Source organism: Caballeronia sp. GACF4, from assembly GCF_023631025.1.
In the GTDB taxonomy this organism is placed as follows: domain Bacteria; phylum Pseudomonadota; class Gammaproteobacteria; order Burkholderiales; family Burkholderiaceae; genus Caballeronia.
In genome coordinates this window covers 57,750-78,094 of the sequence record NZ_JALQDW010000037.1, presented here as the reverse complement: position 1 = coordinate 78,094, position 20,345 = coordinate 57,750, and the positions used below count along the sequence as shown (strand labels likewise).

Sequence of the window (20,345 nt, the reverse complement as noted above, 5' to 3'; positions counted from 1 at the left end):
CTATCGCATAAGGATTAGGGTGTAGGACAAGCGTATTACCGGAGTAAGCTCATGCCCACCATCAGCCTGCGTGTGTCCGAGTCTCAGAAGATCGAGTTGGAGGAACGATCGTCACGACACGAGGGAAACGTGTCGGATTACATTAAGCACGCGCTATTTGGAGAAGCCCAGGACCAGCGACAGGCGCTGATTGCGCAACTGGACGAGTTGACGCTTTCCGTCTCAAAGATGTCGAGTGATTCTCGAAGTCGATCAGGTTCCGATGACAACGAGTCTTTTTCTCACATGCTGATGGAGATATTGATCTTACTCAGAATGGCGCTACCACCCGACAAGTTGCGCGGCGCGCGTGCTGAGCTCGACCGCCTGGATATTCGCTCATGGCAGCCAGCACCGGAGAGCAATCGTGGATGATATTCAAAAGCGACAGGCCGCCATGGCTGCGTTGGTGTTCGTTCCGCTTTTCGCTTGGTTTGTCACGGCAAAGGCGGTCTTCGGTTTTACGCCGCAGGATGCACGGGTCGTTGTTCCATATCTGATCTCGAACACCTTCCATCTGGTTCCGCTTTGGGCGGCACTGATCGGTGGCGAAGTGGTGGCTGTGATTGGATTGGTGATTGCGGCAAGAGCGGGGAACGGACCATTCAAAGGCGCAGCATTTTCGAAGTTCTTTCGAGGAACGGAAATCGTCACTGCAAATGAACTGGCAAGAAAGACGCAGGAAAAGGGAAAGCATCAAATCACGATTGCGGGCGTACCCATCCCACTCGCGGCAGAGAACACCCATGTCTCCATCGGAGGGTCAACAGGGACAGGAAAATCAACGATCTTCAAAGAGATGATTCTAGGTGCGCTCGCTCGTGGTGATCGAATGGTGGTACTGGATCCCGACGGTGAGTTTCTCTCGACCTTTTACCGCAATGGAGACAAGGTTTTAAACCCCTACGATGCGAGATCGGAAGGCTGGTCGTTTTTCAATGAAATTCGCGCGGAATTTGACTTCAAGCGCTACTCAGCGTCGATCATTCAACGATCGGGTAGCGTGGAATCTGAAGAGTGGAATGATTACGGTCGGCTGCTATTCACAGAGGTTGCCCGAAAAGTGTATGCGACCTCGCGTAATCCGACCATGGAAGAGGTCTTTGAATGGACGAATCGCAAGACGCTTGAGGAACTGGAAGCCTATGTAGAGGGCACCAACGCCCAAGCGCTTTTCACGGGAAATAGCCGTGCGTCCGGCAGCGCGCGCTTCGTGCTGTCGAACAAGCTGCCGCCGCATCTCGACATGCCTCATGGCGACTTTTCATTGCGCGATTGGATCGCCGATCCGGAGGGCGGGAACTTGTTCATCACTTGGGACGAAAATATGCGGGCCGCGCTCGTTCCGCTGATCTCCTGCTTTGCGGACACGATTTTTAGCAGCGTGCTCGGGATGAGCGCCGACTTGAATCGCCGGCTCTGGGTCTATCTGGACGAGCTGGAGTCGCTCGCCCGCCTGCCGACCCTGGGCGACGCGCTAACGAAAGGACGAAAGAAGGGGCTGCGGGTCGTCTCTGGCTACCAGACCTACACGCAGCTGGTGGACGTGTACGGCGAGAACCTGGCTGAGACCATGCTCGGCAATCACCGCACGATGGTGGCGTTGGGCGTGGGCCGCATGGGCGAAAAGACGGCTGAGAAGATGTCGCGCGCCCTTGGGCAACATGAAATCATGCGTCATCGCTCGGGACGCAGCCGCCGCGCGTTCGGCGGGTTAGGCACCAACAGCCAAAATGAGGAGATCAAGCCGGAGTCGGTCGTGCTTGCGTCTGAATTGATGCGGCTTCCGAATCTCGAAGGGTATCTCGCCTTTCCGGGCGATCTGCCCATCGCTCGCTTCAAAACCGAATCAGTGACCTACACGCGCAAGCGCCGCGTTCCCGGGATCGTGTCGCCTGATGGCGAAATTTTAGGGGCGGTCTGATGCTCAACATCACGACGATCAAGCGCCAGAACGTCGGCAAGGTCGTTGGCTACTACGCCGACAGCGCCGACGATTATTACGCAAAGGACGGCGGCGCCATGCAGTGGCATGGGAAGGGGGCGGAGGCGCTTGGGTTGGCCGGAGCGGTTGAGCAGAGTCGCTTTGCTGAACTGCTGGACGGCCGGATCGATGAGCGCACGCAATTGCGCCGAACCAAGCCCTCGGAGGCCCGAAAGGAGCGGCTGGGTTACGACCTAACGTTCTCAGCCCCTAAGGGCGTCTCGCTGCAGGCGCTCGTACACGGTGACGCGCGGATCATTGCGGCGCACGATAGTGCGGTGGCCGCTGCCTTGCGCGAGGCCGAGATGCTGGCCGCGGCCCGCTCCACGTCCAACGGTAAGACGAGCGTGGAGCACACCCATAAACTGGTCGCGGCAACCTTCCGGCATGAGACGTCGCGCGAAGTAGACCCGGATCTGCACACGCATGCTTTCGTGCTCAACATGACCCAACGTGCGAACGGCGAATGGCGTGCGCTGGTGAATGACGGCATCGTCAATTCGCTGAGCCACCTCGGGAACGTCTACAAAGCAGAGCTCGCGAAGGCGCTCGAGTTGCAAGGCTTCAAACTGAAGTTCGAGCGCAAGGGCACCTTCGATCTCGCGCATTTTACAGAGCACCAGATCACCGAGTTCAGCGCAAGGCGCAACCAGATCGACGCGAAGCTGGCTGAATGGGGCTTGACTCGCGAGAGCGCCACCCCGGAGCAGCGCGATCTCGCTGCGATGCAAACCCGCGAGCGAAAGAGCGTCATCAATCGGGATGACGTGCGCGAGTCCTGGCTTGCGCGTGCCAAAGAACTCGGGATCGATTTCGATCGCCGTGAATGGGCCGGCGTGGGGAATGACGGCCCAGCCAGCTCACCGGACAGCGGATTGCGCGATCGATTAGGCAAAGAATCAGGCAATGAATCAGGCAATGAACCCCATTCGGGCCGACCGCCACAGATCGACCAGCCGCTCGTCTTTCACGCCGACCAAACCGTGAAATTCGCGATCCAGAGTTTGACTGAGCGGCAGGCGATCGTCACGCGCGAACAGCTACTTGGGGTCGCGCTCAGGCACGGCTACGGGCGGCTGAGTGCGACCGACATTCGCGCCGCGATCGACCGCGCGCAGCGCAGCGGACATCTCGTCCGAGAGGAGGCCCTCTATCAATCGCTGAATCCGGCCGAGCGTGCGGCCGATAAGACGGCATCGACGGGGCCGACGGGACCTGCGATGCCGCGCGAGAAATGGATCGCTCAGTTGATGGGTGACCAGGGCGAGGGTGAAGGCACCCGGGGTGGACGGACCCGCGAACAGGCGCGGGCGCTGGTCGACGCCGGCATTGCGCAAGGACGACTGGAGAGGATCGGGGCGCGCTACACAACGCACATCGCTCAGCGGCGCGAGCGCGACATCTTGGCACTCGAGTCGGCGGGGCGCGGGGCGGTCGCCTCGCGCATCACGGCGCAGCAGATTGACGCTTATCTGGCGACACGCACCCAGACGGTCGAGCGCGCAGGGCTGAACGTCGAGCAGGCGCGAGCGGTCGCGCGTATCGCAGATTCGACTAAACGATTCATGGCGGTGCCCGGCTTCGCAGGTGTCGGGAAAAGCTACATGACCAGGGCGGCGAAAGAGCTGCTTGAGCAGCAAGGTTACTCGGTGGTCGCGCTCGCGCCGTACGGCAGCCAGAAGAAGGCACTCGAGTCGGAGGGGATCGAGGCACGCACGCTTCAGTCGTTTCTCAAAGCCAAAAACAAGAAGCTCAACAGCGGCACGGTCATCTTCGTGGATGAAGCCGGCGTCATCCCGGCTCGTCAGATGCTCGAAACGATGAAGATTGTTGAGGCGTATCATGCGCGCGTCGTCTTTCTGGGAGACACGGCGCAGACCAAGGCGATCGAAGCTGGCAAGCCGTTCGAACAGCTGCTGAAAGCGGGCATGCAATCGACCGAGATTCGGACGATCCAGCGTCAGAAAGAACCCGAGTTGTTGAAGGCGGTTGAGCTCGCCGCAGTGGGCAAGACTGCCGACTCGCTCGCACACGTGACGCGGATCCACGAAGTAAAGGAAGCGCCCGACCGCTATGCTCAGATCGTAAAGACCTACGCTGACCTGTCGCCGGTAGAACGCTCACAGACGCTCGTGATCACCGGCACGAACCAGAGTCGCAAGGCGATCAACGAGGGGATACAGCAGGCGCTAGGGTTGAAGGGAACCGGTCGCGAGTACACGCTACTCGACCGGCTCGATACGACGCAGGCCGAGCGGCGACACAGCAAATACTATGAGAAGGGCGCCGTCATCATTCCAGAGCGCGACTATGCCATCGGTCTGCGCCGCGGCGAGCAATACGAGGTGCTGGACACGGGACCAGGAAATCGGCTCACCGTCCGCGTACCGGACGGCGCAGTGTTGACGTTCTCGCCAGCCCAGACCACGCAGCTATCCGTCTATCGACCCGAGCGTATCGAGGTGGCGGTGGGCGATCAGATCAAAGTCACGCGCAACGACAAGGATCGGGATCTTGCGAATGGTGATCGACTGACGGTCCGGGAAGTTCGAGAGACGGAGATCGTTGTTGAGTCGCATGGGCGGTCCATCAAGCTCGATGCGACGCGCGCCATGTATGCGGCGCTCGCCTACGCTTCGACCGTCCACAGTGCTCAAGGTCTAACGAGCGACAAGGTGCTGATCAACCTCGATACGCGATCCCTAACCACCGCGAAAGATGTCTACTACGTCGCAGTCTCGCGCGCCAGATACGAGGCAGAGATATTCACCGACAACCGTGCGCGGTTGCCTAGCGCTGTGTTACGAGAAGCGACTAAGACAGCTGCGCTTGAACTCAACCAGCTCAAGCACTGGATTGAGCAAGGGCACGGAAAAAGCGGTCCGCCGATTGAAGGTCAAAAGATCCGAGCTAAAGAGAAAGCTGCGGTTGGTCCGGACATGGGTATCGGTCAGTGAAACGAACCCGGTTTTGACCTTCTGGAGGTTCCTCGAATGACAATTCTCGATCTTCGAATAGACGAACACGGCAGCCCTTTGACGCCCGAACAGATCGTCGATGTGCTTTTAGCGGGTGGGTCCATCGCTGTTCAACAACACTACTTCGTGTTCGATGACGCCGACGAGATCGTGTGGTACACGAACCCCTATGGCATCGATGGAATTCTCTGCAAGCGGCCAAGTGTTGAGCGGTTTCGAAAGCTTCTGTACGAGCTCGAGCGCGGTCGTGAACTTGGCCTCACGCCGCTTGAGTAGGTCGCGAACGGGTTTCTGTTTGAGTTGTAGGGGACGGTCCGCGGCCAGATGTTTTTGCCGACCTTCAGTTTTCGACGGAAACGTAGCTATCGCGTTAATGATAGTTATCTTTGTAGCGTTGTTTCTTAGCTCGAATGGGTGAGCGTCGGCGATAGTCATCAATTCGCTGTTCAACCGGTTCGACGCTAGATTAGGTTGTGCTAGATGGGCGACCGCAGCACATTGGCCGTGGCTTTAAACGCAATGGTGATAATACGAATTATCACCATTGAATTCGCAAGCGGGCACCGTTTGCGGAGTGCGTGTCCGATTGCTGAACTTCCCAACGCAGTTACGCGGGAAGCCAGACGCCTGGAAGGCTGTGCTTACGATGAACGCGGTTCGGCGGTAAGCGATATCAGAGGTCCGTTGCAAAAACTGTCGCCATCAGCTAGGAGGGAGGGGCGGCACCAACTGCTGCTCAAAAGTACGCCATATCTCGCCGCTGTCTCGCCAATGCGTATCAATCGATACGCGAGCTAGGGTTCGCCCGTCCTCAAGGTTCGGTATGATGGCATTCAACCACTTTGGAGAGAATCGCAATGAACAAGCAGGAATTGATCGATGCCGTCGCGACACAGGCAGGGACGAACAAAGGCGTCACGGAGGAAACAGTCAATGCAGTGCTTGCCACGATTTCGAAAGAGGTCGCTGCGGGCAAAGCCGTACAGCTAATCGGCTTCGGCACTTTCGGCAGCGGCGAACGCGCGGCGCGCACCGGTCGCAACCCGTCAACCGGCGCGACAATCGAGATAGCGGCAGCCAAGACCGTCAAGTTCACGGCGGGGAAGAGCTTCAAGGATGCCGTCAATCAAAGCTGAACGAGCGACGCTCACGGGGGCTAGATCAAAACAGCTGACCCTCGAGCGTGATAGCGGGCGAGTGCTCCGCGCGCGGTTTTCGCTTTGTGCGACTGCCGGTCGATGAGAGCATGAAAGAACTAGTGGTGTGCGTCGATCTTATTTATGCCTAGCTCTTGGTCGGCCACGTGAAGTCGTCCTTTATGCGTTAAACCGATGGGAAGCGCTCACGCGCTATTGCGATGACGGGCAGTTGGAAATCGACAACCTACCGGTCGAGCGCGCGCTGCGTGGAGTGGTCATCGGGCGACGCAACTATTTGTTCGCCGGTGCCGATTCGGGAGGCGAACGTGCCGCAGCAATCTATGCACTGATCGGAACGGCAAAGCTCAACAACGTCGATCCAACGGGCTACCTTGCGCTCGTGCTTGCTTGGAATGCTGACCATCTGGTGAATCGGATCGAGGAACTTTTTCCGTGGCGGATTGCAAGGCGTCCAAAAACGGTCAAGTGATCCGTTCGATTTTAAACTGCACTTCTGCATAGGCGGCGTTGCAACGCCAGATCTCCTTGCCACCGCGATCGAAAATCGCGATTCCCTTAGCGACCTTGCAACGGGCCTGCGGCCATATGGCACTGTGCCCGTTCATTGCTGTTGCCAAGGGATTTCGCTCTTTGCAGCTTGCTAGGTACATTCCCTCCCGTAGCGTCATTACAGTCATCAAGAGGGTGGGAACATATGTGGTTTGCCGTTTCCGCGCGGCTGCCTATCAAGCATCGCTGCTTGGCCGCCTGGCGGCTGTATCGCACTTCGACTATTCGGGTCTGCGAAGAATCTCTTTGCGATACTTCGACCGAAGAAGCAGGTCCGGTACCGGCGTGAGAACCTCGGACATGAATTGGAGATCAACACACGACGCCACGCCGTTATGCGGAGCGGCGCGATGAAATGCGCGCCGCGCCGCATCCAGCTGCGATCTGTCGCCTGCGGCCACGGCGCGGATTGCCTGTCGTTCTAGGTCAGTCAGAATTTGCATGTTCGGTCCGTCAATTGCGTGACGTGTCAGCATTTTAATTGATTAGCGGCGTGGGAGATCATCGGCGCCTCGAATTCATTCGTACCGACGAGACTTGCGCCGTGAGTCGCTTTCGATCAGATCCGCATCGCAGACCGAAGATCGCAATTTCCTGTCAAGACGTTGCTGGCGCCACGCTTAAGATGGCCTGCGAATCGTGCGCTTTGCGATGCATGGATGGCGGATACGGCTACTAGCTGGCCCATACCACGTGCTCGACGCTTAGGGTGCGACGATCATAGCTGTAACGGCAATCGAGCGTTTCGATGACGGACGGCAGGCTTGCGGGCGACAACTTCGGGGTTTCTTCTTCGTTTAGCGCGAAGGCGCTCGCAGCGCAATCGGCCTGGCCCGGACGCGACGGACGTGACAAACGGGAGACTGCTTTTGAAATCGACGCGGATCGGGTCAAAGCAATACTGCTTTGTGCAGGAGCTCGAGTGCCGTCAACTCGTCGAGTCGACCCGTGCGTGCTTTATCTGCCAACGTCTTGAGCAGCGCTTCAGCAATCGGCGAGATACCGTCGAGACCTTGCAGACTTGTTGCCGAAGCTGGTAGAGACTCAGCACTTGCAAGCGCAGTTGCCGGTACGCGCTGCCTGTTCTCTTCGATCCTATGTGCATTGATTGCAGCAGGCTGTTCGGTTTCGTTCATTGGAGCAGCCGCCGCCACGACACTATTGAGCTGAGGTTCGGGTACAACAGGGGCCTTTGCGCGCTCCGCAGTAGCGGACGATGTCTCGCTTGCCAACACAGCTGGAGCCGATCCATCCGGTGCGTCGACATTAAGCGTGGCAGCGGGAGACACGTGTTCAGCGTTTGCACGAGCGCGTGATGCGGGCGTGAGTAAAGCCAAGACGGATTTGGGTATCTCCGTTTCAGAGCGCGGCTGGTCCAGCCAGCCTGCTGGCAAGCCAAGCCGCTTGGTGAAGCGATTCGCTTCTGCCTCGTCCATGCGCTTTTTGCCATACAGTCGATGCGCCATGTTCGACCCGCTCATCCCCATTACAACACCAAGTTTGGCTTTCGATCCGTTGCGCTTGGTGAGCACATGAAGGTTAGCGCGTCGGATGTTCTCGGCCGTGGCACCTTCGGGCAGGCTCAGTTGTTGGGGCGCCGTCGCTTCGACTGCTACGCGTCGACCGGAAGCGACTTTTGCACCAGTTTTATCGGCTGGCTGCTTGGCCTGTTGAGCTCGACCGGCCTTCGCATTGCTGTGCGAGCTCTTCGTTTTCTGAGATGGCATTTTTGCATCCTCGGACGAACCGTCCGCAACAAACAGCTGGTCTTGTATGACTGGGACGGCCGCCGCCGGTGGCGTCTGCGTCTTGACGTCGTCGTCCGCGTCGTCGTCCGCTCGGGCAAACTCAAGAGGCGATTTCAAGCGAAGAAGGAGTTCGGGCGAAAGGGCAGGGTAAGGCTGATCGAAAAACCCATGAGGCAGGCCAAGCGTGGTCTCCATATGGAAAGCAGTCTCGGGCGTAAATCTTTCGCCTTTCATCAGTTCCGCAACCCGTGGCAGCGTGGAGTCCAGCGCCAACGCAATATTCTCTGCATCGACCGCATTCACTAATAACTGAAACGATCGCGTCTTGATAATCGGCGCCGTTGGAGCCGGCTCCTTAGAAGGCGACTGAGAGGGCATACGGCTGCGGGACAAAGATGTGGATTTAGACAAGTGGTCAGGCTGCCGCCCGTTTGCCTTATCTCGGTACCCCGCATTCCGGCCGCGGGTTTGGCTCATAGCTTAAGCTCCAGTGCGGCGCATTGACCATCATGCTCAGGATTATAAACGAGCGATCGTCGGCCGCCGCCATGCGAAACCTTGTCGAAGCTTGATTCAATGGCCGTCCGCGTCTTTCTCGTCGCCGAATGCGGCAAGCGTCGGTTCGTCGTGATCGAGCAGCACGACACGCGCGCCCGCGCTCCGGCACAGCCGCGCCGCTGCCAGCCCGATTCCCTGCGTCGGGCCGGTGATTATTACCTCGTCGTCCAGCCGAATTACCCAGGCTTTATAGCAATGCGAGCCGCCTGCGAACACCACCGAGAACCGCGTTGACTGAGTGGTCGCCAAGTAGGCGGTTTAGCTGCCAGCGGCAGCCGCCCGTCAAGTGCGCGACCCTCCTCCAGGTGCTTAACCACGTGATACGGCATGTTACGCTTGAGCCGTGCGCCGTTCACCTTCCGGGATAACAGCAAAGGAGGAGCTTTGGGAATCGTTGCCATCAAGGACCTACGTCCGACTCAATGTACTCACGGGGCACGCGAGATCGGTCGGAAAGCGGAACTGTATGAGTCGCTATCGGGTCATTCGCTTGACATGGCGATTGCGGAAAAGCCTGTTCCCGTCGTACTCGGACCCGGCAAGCTTCCCTATGCAATCGACCATCACCATGTCGCGGCCGCGTTGCATCTGGTGGGCATCAAGTCGATGCCTTTTGTGCTGGCTGCGGACCTCTCGTCGTTGTCTTATCAGGAATTCTGGCTGTCGATGGAAAATCAATGCTGGACCCATCCGTACGATACCAAGGGTCGACGCAAGAGCTTCGCCGAAATGCCGACTCGGATCTGGAAATTGGAGGACGATGCATTCCGAAGCCTCGCGGCCTCGGTGCGGGACGCTGGAGGCTACGAAAAAACCACCACGCCGCTGGCGGAATTCAGATGGGCTGATTTCTTTCGAAGCCTCTTCGCTTATCCGAAGAGCGAGCAGGAGTACGCCAGCGTGGAACGACAAGCCATCAAGCTCGCGAAGAGCAGCGCCGCTGCGGGCTTGCCAGGCTTCATCGAAAGAGCCGCTCGGTAACGGTAGCTGTTCACGGACGACTCGGTCCGGCTACGTTATCTCGGGCAGAATTTAGCTATGTGACGGTGAACTCAAAATGGAAGCGCTAATCATTTTGTTTGGTGAAGGAAAGGATCTCTCGCCGCTGCAAATGGGAATGCGGGCGGCGGCGGCGTTTTTTTTGGCTCTAGTCTTCATTCGCATCTCCGGGCGGCGTTCTTTTGGTCAACGCTCGCCTTTCGATTACGTCGTCACCATTCTCCTTGGCGCAACGATGAGCCGGGCAATCGTGGGCGCATCGCCAGCGCTTGCAACATTCGCGGCTTCCTTCGTCATCGTTCTCTTGCATCGCGCGTTAGCATGGATATGCGTGAGATGGCCTACGATCGAGCGGTTAGTCGGAGGCACTGAGCGTCCGCTTTATTACAACGGCGACTTCGACCGCCAGCAGATGCTTGCCGCCTTGGTGTCACGAACCGACATACTGGAGACAGTGCGAAAAGAACTAGGAACGGATGCACTGGACCAAGTGCAAAGCGCCATTCTCGAACGCAACGGTGAGATAAGCATTATTCGGAGCCCTGGCGCATCTTAAAAAGCGACCACTATAATTCAAATGCGCCACGTCCTTGAGGCACCCGTAACGCGCCGAAGCGAAAGCCGGCGTGTACTCCAAGCGTTCGGCAGCTTAACGTAGATCGAATGTCTTTGGTTGCGTCAATGCGAGAACTGAGGCTGAGCGACCGATTTATCGCAGCGAGGAAGGCCGACACGCTATCGCTGGTCTTCACCAAGACATCATGTATGGCGTCGTAGTCAAATTTGATCAAACTCGCCGCGCCGCTCAGTGCTTATTCTATTGCCTAATGGTTGCGGTGCAAAAGGGTATCAGCGGCGGGCTTTGCCACCGCATATCCCGTGAACCATTGGCTATTCAGCTCGGCTTCAAGGAGAAGATGTGATTGGATTGGGCCGATTGTTAGCGTGGAACTGCCAGTTCGTCGCGGCATGCTCAATGGAGTTCTACGCTTCCCGCGCATGGGCGCAGGCGGCCATTCTGGAGCGCCGTGATGCCCTCGTCAGTGGTCACGCGCCGCTCGCGTACTTTCTGCACAGTGGGGGGCCGGCTGCGCATCCCGTGTTGCGCCTGAACTGGGTGTTGACGGCCGTTTGCTGTCTTGTGTGCCTGATCATTGCTGCGATGTTAATCGTCGCCATATTCCGCCGGCGTAAGCATGCCGAGCCTCGAGCACTCGAGTCGCAGGACGGCCTCCGCTTCGTTTATTTTGGCAGCGCTGTCTCGACGCTTGCGTTGCTTGGCATCGCAGTCTACATGCTTGTTGTGCTAGCCGAGGTGGCCGATCCGCCGCACGAGCCTGCACTGACCGTGACCGTGACCGCTTACGATTGGTGGTGGAAGATTGATTACGGCGATGGAGCTGACCACTTCACTACCGCGAACGAACTACACATTCCTGTTGGTTTGCCCGTGTTGATCCAATTGAAAAGCGCTGACGTAATCCACGCGTTTTGGGTACCCGAGCTGTCTGGAAAGACGCAGGCGATCCCCGGCGTCGAAAACCGACAGTGGATTCAGGCAGACCATCCGGGCATCTTTCGCGGTCAATGCACACAGTATTGCGGCGTGCAGCATGCGCATATGGCGCTCGAAGTCCACGCGCAGCCTCGGGCCGACTTTGAGCGATGGGTGGTTGCACAAAAGACCTCTTTGCCAACGCCCGCCACGGTCCAAACCGTGCGCGGCGCGAAGCTTTTCGAGGAACGCTGCGCGGGCTGCCATATGGTGCGCGGCAGCCGTGCCGCAGGCGTGCAGGCGCCCGATCTCACGCATGTACAGTCACGCCGTCTGATCGCTGCGGGCACGCTCGTCAATACCCCGCAAAACCTGATGGACTGGATTGAAAATGTACAGGAAATTAAACCCGGCGCGCTCATGCCCGATATGAAATTTTCTCCCGCGGACGCTGGCGACATGTCGGCGTATCTAGCCACCCTCAGGTAAGGAACAAAGGATGTCCGCGACCCGTGATCGTAGCATTGAGAAACCCGGTCAGGTTGCCTTTCGGCGCGAGCCTGAGTTCGGCCGCGTACCGGAGGGATCGGAAGCGGAGAAGCGTCTGCGCGAGATTTGGGAAAGCAAGTCGGGCTGGCGCGGCTTTCTCACGACGGTCGATCACAAGAAGGTTGGGCTGCGCTACATCTTTACCGCTTTCATCTTTCTGATGATCGGCGGCGCCGAGGCACTGCTCATGCGTTTGCAGCTTGCACGTCCCAACGAGACGCTGCTAACGCCCGAGCAATACGCTCAGCTCTTCACGATGCACGGCGTGACGATGATCTTCCTTTACGCCTTGCCTGTGCTGAGCGGCTTTGCCAACTTTCTGTGGCCGCTCATGCTCGGCTCGCGAGACATGGCGTTCCCACGACTGAACGCACTGTCCTACTGGCTTTTTCTGTTCGCCGGCATCTTTTTGTATTGCAGTTTTCCATTTGGCGAAGCGCCAAACGCGGGGTGGTTCAACTACGTGCCGTTCTCGTCGCTCGAGTACAACCGCGGCCCCAACATTGATGTCTATTCGCTCGGCATGGTGCTGCTAGGCATCTCCACCTCGGTCGGGGCGGTAAATTTCGTTGTGACGCTGTTTCGCATGCGTGCGGTCGGCATGTCGGTCGATCGTCTACCGATCATCGTATGGGGCACGCTCACTATCTCGTTCGCCAATCTGCTGGCCATACCGGCAGTCAGTCTTGCTTTTTTCTTGCTTTGGATGGATCGCAACGTCGGAACGCACTTCTTTGACGTCGCAGCCGATGGCCGTCCGCTGCTCTGGCAACACTTATTCTGGATGTTCGCGCATCCCTGGGTATATGTTGTCGTGCTGCCCGCGATGGGAATCGTGTCTGATGCCTTGCCCACGTTCAGCAGGCGCCCACTCGTCGGCTATGCGGCTGTCGCCATGTCGACAGTCTGCACAATGATCATCGGGTTTGAAGTGTGGATCCACCACATGTTCGCGACGGGCGTCGCGCCGCTCGCGCTAGCTTTCTTTGGCGCGGCAAGCGTGCTTATTTCGATTCCGAGCGCAGTCGCCGTATTCGCCTGGATCGCGACGATCTGGACGGGACGCCCTGTGTTCACCGTGCCATTTCTCTATTTAGCGAGCTTCGTGCTGATGTTCGTGGTCGGCGGCGTATCCGGTGTCATGACTGCCGCAGTGCCGCTGGACTGGCAACTCAACGAAACCTATTTTGTGGTAGCGCACCTCCACTACGTTCTGTTGGGCATCAATGTTTTTCCGGTGTTGGGCGGCATCACCTACTGGTTTCCCAAGTTCACCGGCCGTCTGATGAACGAACGACTGGGCAAGCTCGCATTCTGGATCGTCTTCATCGGCTTCAATCTCGGCTTCTTTCCGATGCACATCTCCGGTTTGCTCGGCATGCCGCGACGCATCTATACGTATCCTGAGGGAATGGGTTGGGATACCTCCAATCTCATTACGACGATTGGGTCATTTCTTTTGGGATTCGGCGTGCTACTGTTTGCCGTCAATGCGCTGGTGTCGGCCCGTCGCGGCAGGAAGGCGCCACCCAATCCCTGGGATGCGCCCGGGCTTGAGTGGTCCGTTGCTTCGCCGCCACCACCATATAATTTCGCCGTTCTGCCGATCGTCGAATCACGTCATCCCATGTGGGAAGATCGGCTGCAACCGTCCGGACGGCGCTCGAGCCTTGAAGAAGGGTACTTATTGCATCACGGCCGTGAATCCCTCGGCGTTCATCCGTTCACCGGTAAGCCGGACGTCATTCTAAAAATGCCGGACGATGCATGGTCGCCTTTTTTCCTAGGTCTGTTTTCGGCACTTATGTTTCTCAGCGTGTTGCTGCACTCACCTGGGTTCGCCGCGATATCATTCGTCGCCTGCGGGGCAACATTGATTGCATGGATGTGGCCGCGTCGATCGCTTGGACAACGCGAGCCGCCGAACGCTCAACAGGTGATGCCCGCGCAAGAGGCTGCCCATGAAGACGTGCTCCCAGTGGGCAGTGCCGGAGAACATTCGGGCGGCTGGTGGGGCGTTCTTGCGTTGGTCCTGACCGAAGCGAGCCTTTTCGGCTATTTGATCTTCAGTTACTTTTACTCGCAGTCGCAGACACAGATGGCATGGCCACCAGAGGGCATGCCCAAGATCGGTATGGGTGGCCTGAGCACAGCCGTGCTCGTATTGAGCAGCATTTTTGCTTGGGCCTCTGAACGCATGCTCAGGAAAAGCCGTAAATGGATGGCATTTACGTGGATGCTTGTGGCCATTGCGCTCGGATGTCTTTTCGTCGGCATACAACTGAAAGAATGGCACGATCATCCCTACGGCATCACCGCGCATCTCTACGGCTCTCTGTATTACACGATCACCGGCTTTCATCTGGCGCACGTTTTAGTCGGCCTGGTCATCCTCTGCTTACTGGCACTCTGGATAGCGCTGGGCTATTTTGACGCCGAGCGCAACGCGCCAATGCGCATCGGCGGACTTTATTGGCACTTCGTTGATGTGGTGTGGCTGTTTATCTTCACATCACTCTACGTGACGCCGTTCTGGCTAGAGGTTCATTGATCGTGCAGAATGCCGTCACTCGAGACGAACGCCTGACCGTGGCACAGAAACGCCGCCTTGGCGTTTATGCCGGCGCGGGATTCTTTTTATCGCCGGGCGCCTGGCTGCTGCAGGTGATTGTTTCGGAAACGGTATCCGCGCAGACCTGCGACGCCACGACGCCACTGAATTCGCCTGGCGTGGCGCACCTGCATGTTTGGCTTTACACAACGTCGATCGTGGCGCTGGCCGTTGCGGTGCTGTGTGCCGTACTGGCGATTTATGGGTTCGTCTTCCTACAAAAGCGACACGCCCCCAATGAGGATCGAAATCACGGCGGTGAGTCTCGTGAGCCACCGCCTCCCGAGAAAGAGGAAATTAGCCGCAAGCGTTTTATCGCACTGTGCAGCACGCTGGTCGGCTGCGGGTTCGTAGTCGCAGTCCTTTTCACGATACTTGCAGACGTATTCATCGTCTCCTGCAGTCAATGGCACTGATATGAACGCGCCGAGACGCTTGCAAGCCCGCGTTACAGCCCTGCTTTCCGCCGTGCTGCTCGCCATAAGCGGATGCAGTAATAGTGTCGATGACCACCTACCCGCCGACATTGACACCCGCTCGCCCATAACGAGTGACCCGATGCTCGTGGCACGAGGCGAATATCTTGCAAAGGCGGGCGACTGCGCGGCCTGTCACGATGCGGCGGACCATATGTCGCTCGGTGGCGGCATGCCGATCAATTCACCATTCGGGCCAATTTATGGCAGTAACATCACGCCGGAGCCGGTGTTCGGCATCGGCTGTTACACGCTCAAGCAGTTCTCGGACGCGATTCGTTATGGCAAGCGTCGCGACGGCAAGCGCTTGTATCCGGCGATGCCTTACCCGTCGCTCGCCAACATGTCCGACGATGATGTGACCGCGCTTTACGCATACCTCATGCACGGGGTCAAACCTGCGGCGAAGCGCGCACCGGAAACCCGACTGCCGTTTCCGTTCAATCAACGTTGGGGAATGCTAATTTGGTCGCTTGTGTTTGGAAATCGCAAGCAGTACGAGCCTGATCCGCAGCGCAGCGCCGAATGGAACCGCGGCGCTTATCTTGTGCAAGGGCTTGGTCACTGCGGCGCCTGTCATACGCCGCGCGGTCCGGCTTATAACGAGTTGGGCTATAGCGAGAAGTCGCCCCGCTATCTCACGGGTGGCGTCAACGACAATTGGTTCGCACCCAACCTCACGGGCGATCCGGGAAGCGGACTTGGCCGGTGGTCGAAGCAGGACATCTCGAATTTTCTCCGTACTGGTCATGGCGGGGGCGCGATCGCATTCGGCGCGATGTCCCCGGTCGTAGAGGACAGCACCCAATACATGACCGACGCGGACCTTCGTGCCATCGCGACTTACCTCAAATCTCTGCCGGCAGAAAACCTCTACGGCGGCTTCAGCGATGATGCTCACGCGCGAGTTCAGACAGCGCGCAGCCTTGGAACCGGCGAGGTTGAACGTCAAGGCGCCGGTATCTACCTGTCGTTTTGCGCGCGTTGCCACGAGGCAAATGGACGCGGACAGCCAGACAAGATCGCAGCGCTGGCAGCCAATCCGATGGTGATATCGGCCGATCCAACGTCGGTCATGCGTATCGTCATTGAAGGGAGCAGGAGCCCGACGACCGAGATTGGTCCGGCGCCGCAAAAGATGCCGGGCTTCCAAGAACAGCTCACGTCAACGCAGATTGCGCAAGTGATTAGTTTCATTCGGGGCGCATGGGGCAATCATGCAAGCCCCGTGTCCGACAGGCAGGTCGAACGGCTGCGCTCCAAGATTCACAAGTAGGGTGCGCAGCCGTTTTTACAAGCGCCAAATGGAGTGCTCACAGCATGCGTACGGGAATCGATTTGGCGGCGGGTACCTTATTTTCCTTGGCATAGTGCCACAGCGGTAGAAGCACGTTGCATTCAGGGTAATATCCGCCGAAGCATCCCTCTAGAATTTCGTACGTTTTTACTTGTAGATCTTCCAGACGCCTGTCGATCCCATCATTCGTCACCGTTTGGAGAGTGATCAACTGACCTTCTTGCAGATGCCGCTTTTCAATGTCGGCCCGGTTCATAAGAAAGACCATGCGGCTGCCTTTGACGCCGCGAAACCGATCGTCCATGTTGTATATGCTCGTATTAAACTTTTGCTGCGTCAGGATCTTGGCAACCGCTTTGAACGAGCCTCAACCGTCGGATGCGAAGGGGTAGGACGGGCTTTTCGTATCACCGTTCACGGCACGCTCCTTGGGGCATATCACGCCGAACTGTAGCAAAGATTACTCTGCCACGACGCTGCGTCCCTTGCTCTGCGTAGAACGTCTTGCGCCGAGACGTTTTGGGGGAGACGCTGCTATTGGACGACAAAAGGTCTTCTCGTTATCGTGGTCTCGCCTCGTCTGCGAAGGCTTACGACTTAAAACGCGACTCCGGACGACCTTGGAGCGCGTCAAAGGCACAGGTATGGCGCATCCCGGTGGTCACTTCCGCGAAGCCTTCTCGACGCTGCGTGCAACCTAGCGCGCAAACCGTCAGCCGCGATGCCGAGGAACGCGGGATGCTGCAAGAAGCCGGATCTTGCACCTTTCGGAGCCGCCATGGGAATCCAACTGAAGCCTCTTGGTCAACAGACGATTGTTCTCACCGGCGCGACAAGTGGAATCGGCCTAGCCACGGCGCGCCGCGCCGCAAAGGCCGGCGCGCGCCTCATGCTGATCGCCCGCGACGAAACCGCGCTCACTGTACTTGCCGATGAACTGACGCGCGACGGTGCGCCCGCGATTGCGTTTACGTCTGCGGACGTCGCCGACGAAAGCCAGCTTCAGGCCGCCGCTGATGCCGCCATCGACCGGTTCGGCGGCTTCGATACGTGGATAAACAACGCGGGCGTCTCGGTCTACGGGCGCATCACCGAGGTATCGCTCGAAGACCAGCGCAAACTTTTCGAGACGAACTACTGGGGTGTCGTCAACGGCTCGCGCGTGGCCGTAAAGCACTTGCGCGAACGCGGCGGCACGCTCATCAATCTGGGCAGCGAACTATCAGACGTCGCCGTGCCGCTACAAGGTCCTTATGTCGCGTCAAAGCATGCGGTAAAGGGCTTCACGGACTCGTTGCGCATCGAATTAAAGAATGAAAAGGCGCCAATTTCGGTAACGCTCATCAAGCCGGCGGGCATCGACACGCTTTTCGTGGAGCATGCGAAAAATTACCTCCACGAAGAGCCGAAGCTTCCGCCGCCGGTCTACGCGCCCGAGGTCGTCGCGAAGGCGATCCTTCACGCGGCCGTGCATCCAGAGCGCGATATTTATGTCGGCGGCGCGTCGCGCGCAATGGCAGCCTTTGGTCACCGCGCACCGCGTCTCTATGACGCGATCACAAGCGTGCTCGGCGTGAAGGCGCAGTTGAAGGGCGAACCGAAACAAAGCGGCGACGCGTTGTACGAAGGCGGCGGAGACTTGCGGGAACGCTCGGGCAAGAACGGCCGTGTGCGCGAATTCAGCCTGTACACCGATGCGCGGCTGCAGCCGATGGGCGCGCGGGCTGCGCTGACCGGAGCGGCTGCCGTGCTGCTCGTGATGATGGCGCACCGCTACATGCGCCAGACGCGCGACGCCTATTGACCAATCAGGAGCGAGATCATGCACCGACTGAGCCGCAGTGTCGCCGCCGCAAGCTTCGCATTCGCATTCGTCGCGCAGTCCGCGCTCGCGCAGGATCAATCGAGCGATGCCGCCGCCAGAGCGCGCGGTGGTGCGCGGCTGCAACTGGTCGCGCAATTCGAACATCAGGTCACTGGCGTAACGGTGTCGCCAACGGGCCGCATCTTCGTCAACTTCCCGCGCTGGACCGAGGACGCGCCCATTTCGGTCGCGGAACTGGGCGCGAGCGGCGACTTGCGGCCGTTCCCGGATGCCGAATGGAACGCGTGGCGTAACGCGCGCCGTGACGAGATTTCGCCTATGGATCATTGGGTCTGCGTGCAGTCGGTCGTAGCGGACAAGCAGGGCAATCTCTGGGTGCTGGACCCCGGCGCACCGGCGCAGTCGCTTCTCGTGCCGGGTGCGCCGAAGCTCGCGCAGATCGATCTGGCGACCGATCAGATTGCGCATGTGTTCCACTTCGATGAAACCATCGCACCGCAGGGCAGCTATCTAAACGACGTCCGGCTGAGTCCGGATGGCCGTTTCGTCTACATCACCGATTCCGGGGTGCGCGGCGCGATCGTCGTAATCGACCGGACGAACGGCATCGCGCGGCGGGTGCTGGACGGTGATCCGAGCACGCAAGTCGACAAGACCGTGACGGTAAGCGTGGACGGCAAGCCGCTGCGTCAGACCGATGGGCGCGGCGTGAACTTCTCCGCCGACGGCATCGCGCTCACGCCCGACGGACGCTATCTTTACTGGCACGCAGTAAAGGGCAAAACGCTGTATCGCATCGCCACTGACGCCCTGCAGAATCCGCAGTTGAGCGCCGAGCAAGTGTCGTCGCGCGTGGAGATTGTGGGCATCGACGGTCCCGCCGACGGTCTGCTTTTCGATCAGCGTGGGCGGCTGTACGTGTCGGGAGTCGAGCAACACGCCGTGCGCATACGTGAAGGCGAGCGGTTCTTCACGCTGCTGCGCGATCCGCAATTGCGCTGGCCCGATACGTTTTCGGAAGGCCCGGACGGCACCGTGTACGTGACGGATTCACGCATCCCCGATATGAGCTGGTTCAAGCCGAATGATCCGATCGCATTGCCGACATCGCTATATGCAATTCGGCGGTGGTGATCTTTCCTCGCATTGGGCAGTGGCGGCGTCATCGGGATGCGCTCTCGTCAATGGCGATGGCAGCGGTAAGCCGCTTCGCATTTAGGCGGCGATGCTTTTGAAGGGGATTGAAGCGCAGTAAAAGGCGGGCAAGAAGAACGGGGCAGGTGTAGAAGCCGAGTCGAGCGGCTGAGACCTGCCAATTACGACAGTGAAATAAATATGTAAACGAACAATAAACTTGATCTTGACCTCTTCCTCGCTCAACGGCCGCCTTGCACGTATTGGACGCCTGCGTCGTTCGTCGGCATAACAAGTGCTGAGACTACCGCGACAAACTTGGCGGACTGCGTCAATGACATTTCAGCTGAAAGACGTGCTCGAGACGGCCGGACCCACGGCGAGCCTCGTGTTTGCCTCCTGGATTTTCCTACAGCTTTTGGGTCAGGAATTCGTAAGCGCCTTTGACCGGTACCGAACGCTAGTCACCGAATACCGTGCGATTGAAACCAGCAATGACCGGCGGCGGCACATCGCCGAACAGATACCGCTTTACAAGCGCCGCTGCGAGCAGATGCAACGGGCGACCGTCATCGGCGCCATCGCGGCGATGATGCTGATCTTCACATTGCTTTCCGGAACAATCGTGACCATTATCGGCCACGACTGGCCGCCTTTGAAGTATCTAGGCGCGGCGTCTACGGTAGCCGGGCTTTCGCTCTTGCTATGGGCTGCCTCGTACCTGATCCTTGAGAACCGGTGCGTGGTAGACGTGCTGCACAGCGAAGTCAAAGATCTTCCCGATGTTGCACGCAAAGCCACCGTACAGCCAGATGAGTAATTCCCAGTCAGTGACTCCTTGACAGATGGATCCGGAAGAATATTGACTGCGTCGCTCGGGTTCGCTATTGCGGAAATCTATAATCGTCGGCGAATGGCGCGACGGCGGCCGGCTTCTACCCTT

Annotated in this window: 17 protein-coding genes and 2 pseudogenes; 15 read left to right on the top strand and 4 right to left on the bottom strand. The window is 58.5% G+C overall.

Annotated features, from left to right (window positions below; translation table 11 throughout):
- Positions 1-51 precede the first annotated feature (51 nt).
- The 6 genes and pseudogenes from NCR40_RS29145 to NCR40_RS29120 form a co-directional block, all read left to right on the top strand.
- Complete coding sequence (locus NCR40_RS29145) at positions 52-414, top strand: hypothetical protein (protein WP_250511530.1); 363 nt, start codon at positions 52-54, stop codon at positions 412-414.
- A complete protein-coding gene (locus NCR40_RS29140; RefSeq protein WP_250511529.1) occupies positions 407-1,963 on the top strand; it encodes a type IV secretion system DNA-binding domain-containing protein in 1,557 nt (518 codons plus the stop codon). The genes NCR40_RS29145 and NCR40_RS29140 overlap by 8 nt, the downstream gene beginning before the upstream one ends.
- Positions 1,963-4,980 carry a MobF family relaxase gene (mobF, locus tag NCR40_RS29135; protein ID WP_250511528.1) on the top strand — a complete coding sequence of 1,006 codons (3,018 nt, stop codon included), beginning with the start codon at positions 1,963-1,965 and terminating at the stop codon, positions 4,978-4,980. Before NCR40_RS29140 ends, mobF begins: the two co-directional genes overlap by 1 nt.
- A 36-nt stretch (positions 4,981-5,016) precedes the next feature.
- Positions 5,017-5,277 (top strand): hypothetical protein, encoded by a 261-nt coding sequence (locus tag NCR40_RS29130; protein WP_250511527.1) that lies wholly within the window; start codon positions 5,017-5,019, stop codon positions 5,275-5,277.
- A gap of 581 nt (positions 5,278-5,858) precedes the next feature.
- Complete coding sequence (locus NCR40_RS29125; RefSeq protein WP_250511526.1) at positions 5,859-6,137, top strand: HU family DNA-binding protein; 279 nt, start codon at positions 5,859-5,861, stop codon at positions 6,135-6,137.
- A gap of 169 nt (positions 6,138-6,306) precedes the next feature.
- Positions 6,307-6,630: pseudogene (locus tag NCR40_RS29120) on the top strand (IS66 family transposase); the annotation flags it as partial.
- Positions 6,631-6,931: 301 nt separating this feature from the next.
- Here the strand turns inward: NCR40_RS29120 and NCR40_RS29115 are convergent.
- From NCR40_RS29115 to NCR40_RS29105, 3 genes are all read right to left on the bottom strand, one after another.
- Positions 6,932-7,153: a hypothetical protein gene (locus NCR40_RS29115; protein ID WP_250511525.1), complete on the bottom strand. Its 222-nt coding sequence runs from the start codon at positions 7,151-7,153 to the stop codon at positions 6,932-6,934.
- A gap of 447 nt (positions 7,154-7,600) precedes the next feature.
- Positions 7,601-8,935, bottom strand: coding sequence for a hypothetical protein (locus NCR40_RS29110; RefSeq protein ID WP_250511524.1), 1,335 nt, complete (start codon positions 8,933-8,935; stop codon positions 7,601-7,603).
- 96 nt (positions 8,936-9,031) lie between these two features.
- On the bottom strand, positions 9,032-9,235 hold the full coding sequence (locus NCR40_RS29105) for an SDR family NAD(P)-dependent oxidoreductase (protein ID WP_250511523.1): 204 nt from the start codon (positions 9,233-9,235) through the stop codon (positions 9,032-9,034).
- Positions 9,236-9,400: 165 nt separating this feature from the next.
- Between NCR40_RS29105 and NCR40_RS29100 the strand changes: the two genes are divergently transcribed.
- From NCR40_RS29100 to NCR40_RS29075, 6 genes are all read left to right on the top strand, one after another.
- Complete coding sequence (locus NCR40_RS29100) at positions 9,401-9,997, top strand: ParB-like protein (protein WP_250511522.1); 597 nt, start codon at positions 9,401-9,403, stop codon at positions 9,995-9,997.
- A 76-nt stretch (positions 9,998-10,073) separates the two neighbouring features.
- Positions 10,074-10,571, top strand: a complete 498-nt coding sequence (locus NCR40_RS29095) for a DUF421 domain-containing protein (RefSeq protein ID WP_250511521.1) — start codon at positions 10,074-10,076, stop codon at positions 10,569-10,571.
- A gap of 420 nt (positions 10,572-10,991) precedes the next feature.
- Positions 10,992-11,999 (top strand): cytochrome c oxidase subunit II, encoded by a 1,008-nt coding sequence (gene coxB, locus NCR40_RS29090; protein WP_250511520.1) that lies wholly within the window; start codon positions 10,992-10,994, stop codon positions 11,997-11,999.
- Positions 12,000-12,009: 10 nt separating this feature from the next.
- The gene (gene ctaD / locus NCR40_RS29085) at positions 12,010-14,610 is read left to right on the top strand and encodes a cytochrome c oxidase subunit I (protein WP_250511519.1); all 2,601 of its coding nucleotides are present in this window, start codon (positions 12,010-12,012) and stop codon (positions 14,608-14,610) included.
- A gap of 2 nt (positions 14,611-14,612) precedes the next feature.
- The gene (locus NCR40_RS29080) at positions 14,613-15,086 is read left to right on the top strand and encodes a hypothetical protein (protein WP_250511582.1); all 474 of its coding nucleotides are present in this window, start codon (positions 14,613-14,615) and stop codon (positions 15,084-15,086) included.
- Positions 15,087-15,228: 142 nt separating this feature from the next.
- The gene (locus NCR40_RS29075) at positions 15,229-16,422 is read left to right on the top strand and encodes a c-type cytochrome (RefSeq protein ID WP_502801045.1); all 1,194 of its coding nucleotides are present in this window, start codon (positions 15,229-15,231) and stop codon (positions 16,420-16,422) included.
- Positions 16,423-16,459: 37 nt separating this feature from the next.
- Here NCR40_RS29075 and NCR40_RS29070 read toward each other — a convergent pair.
- Positions 16,460-16,780: pseudogene (locus NCR40_RS29070) on the bottom strand (FdhF/YdeP family oxidoreductase); the annotation flags it as partial.
- A 441-nt stretch (positions 16,781-17,221) separates the two neighbouring features.
- On the opposite strand from NCR40_RS29070, the gene NCR40_RS29065 reads away from it, so the two are divergent.
- From NCR40_RS29065 to NCR40_RS29055, 3 genes are all read left to right on the top strand, one after another.
- Positions 17,222-18,247, top strand: coding sequence for an SDR family oxidoreductase (locus NCR40_RS29065; protein ID WP_250511517.1), 1,026 nt, complete (start codon positions 17,222-17,224; stop codon positions 18,245-18,247).
- An 18-nt stretch (positions 18,248-18,265) separates the two neighbouring features.
- Positions 18,266-19,402 carry an L-dopachrome tautomerase-related protein gene (locus tag NCR40_RS29060; protein ID WP_250511516.1) on the top strand — a complete coding sequence of 379 codons (1,137 nt, stop codon included), beginning with the start codon at positions 18,266-18,268 and terminating at the stop codon, positions 19,400-19,402.
- A gap of 334 nt (positions 19,403-19,736) precedes the next feature.
- Entirely contained in the window at positions 19,737-20,222 is a 486-nt protein-coding gene (locus NCR40_RS29055) for a DUF2721 domain-containing protein (RefSeq protein ID WP_250511515.1), read from the top strand.
- Positions 20,223-20,345 lie beyond the last annotated feature (123 nt).

Bases quoted from the DNA above. Each gene is read 5' to 3' on its own strand.
- NCR40_RS29145 (WP_250511530.1), top strand. From the start codon at position 52: ATGCCCACCATCAGCCTGCGTGTGTCCGAGTCTCAGAAGATCGAGTTG.
- mobF (WP_250511528.1), top strand. From the start codon at position 1,963: ATGCTCAACATCACGACGATCAAGCGCCAGAACGTCGGCAAGGTCGTT.
- NCR40_RS29130 (WP_250511527.1), top strand. From the start codon at position 5,017: ATGACAATTCTCGATCTTCGAATAGACGAACACGGCAGCCCTTTGACG.
- NCR40_RS29125 (WP_250511526.1), top strand. From the start codon at position 5,859: ATGAACAAGCAGGAATTGATCGATGCCGTCGCGACACAGGCAGGGACG.
- NCR40_RS29115 (WP_250511525.1), bottom strand. From the start codon at position 7,153: ATGCAAATTCTGACTGACCTAGAACGACAGGCAATCCGCGCCGTGGCC.
- NCR40_RS29110 (WP_250511524.1), bottom strand. From the start codon at position 8,935: ATGAGCCAAACCCGCGGCCGGAATGCGGGGTACCGAGATAAGGCAAAC.
- NCR40_RS29095 (WP_250511521.1), top strand. From the start codon at position 10,074: ATGGAAGCGCTAATCATTTTGTTTGGTGAAGGAAAGGATCTCTCGCCG.
- coxB (WP_250511520.1), top strand. From the start codon at position 10,992: ATGGAGTTCTACGCTTCCCGCGCATGGGCGCAGGCGGCCATTCTGGAG.
- ctaD (WP_250511519.1), top strand. From the start codon at position 12,010: ATGTCCGCGACCCGTGATCGTAGCATTGAGAAACCCGGTCAGGTTGCC.
- NCR40_RS29075 (WP_502801045.1), top strand. From the start codon at position 15,229: ATGCTCGTGGCACGAGGCGAATATCTTGCAAAGGCGGGCGACTGCGCG.
- NCR40_RS29065 (WP_250511517.1), top strand. From the start codon at position 17,222: ATGGGAATCCAACTGAAGCCTCTTGGTCAACAGACGATTGTTCTCACC.
- NCR40_RS29060 (WP_250511516.1), top strand. From the start codon at position 18,266: ATGCACCGACTGAGCCGCAGTGTCGCCGCCGCAAGCTTCGCATTCGCA.
- NCR40_RS29055 (WP_250511515.1), top strand. From the start codon at position 19,737: ATGACATTTCAGCTGAAAGACGTGCTCGAGACGGCCGGACCCACGGCG.